1 protein-coding gene and 1 pseudogene are annotated in these 600 nt (G+C 52.5%); both read right to left on the minus strand.

The features are described from left to right. Window positions 1-177: pseudogene (locus tag J5069_RS23870) on the minus strand (phage terminase small subunit P27 family); the annotation flags it as partial. A 146-nt stretch (window positions 178-323) separates the two neighbouring features. Further along, window positions 324-600: HNH endonuclease (locus tag J5069_RS23875; RefSeq protein WP_264646130.1), on the minus strand; the 277-nt coding region annotated here is incomplete at its 5' end.

The raw sequence follows: 600 nt of genomic DNA on the forward strand, positions 1-600 counted from the left end.
GATCCCTGCTAATTGATCGCCCAATCGCTTAAACCAGTACTTACCTTGCTTGGTAAAATGCTTCGGCGTTGGGGGGACCCCTTTTGTCGGTTGCGGCTCATTTTTGTTGATCGGGCGTTTTGATGGGTTACCCCTCACCAAACGTAGATGGGTCGGGGTTTTCGGTGGTCCAGACATAATCGAAAACTCCTATTAATCATCGGATGGGGGACCCCAAAAAAAGTTTTCTAACCTGCGGCGATGTGAAGAAAGGCTAGGCGGCGGTACTGGAGCGACAGGGCTGTAGAGATTTACCCTCCCCCTCCCCTTGATGAGAATAGCTATCACTTGAACCGTTCGCGCCCTGTTTTGGTGCGGTGACACGGCCAGCATAGGCTTTCGAGGTTCGAATCATCATCGGTTCCCCCATGAGCCTTGGCCTTGATGTGGTCAACTGTCTTGGCTTCTACTGCACGGCTATTGCGTAGGCATTCCTGACACAGATGATTGTCACGCTTCAGGATACGGGCTCGCCTGATTGTCCAGTCACTACCGTAGCCTCGTTCGTGTCTGCTCTTACCTTGCTGATGCTGCTGCCATCCTTCATGGCGATGCTGTTCG

The sequence above is a fragment of the Candidatus Symbiopectobacterium sp. NZEC127 genome (assembly GCF_025962675.1).
Classification (GTDB): Bacteria; Pseudomonadota; Gammaproteobacteria; order Enterobacterales; family Enterobacteriaceae; genus Symbiopectobacterium.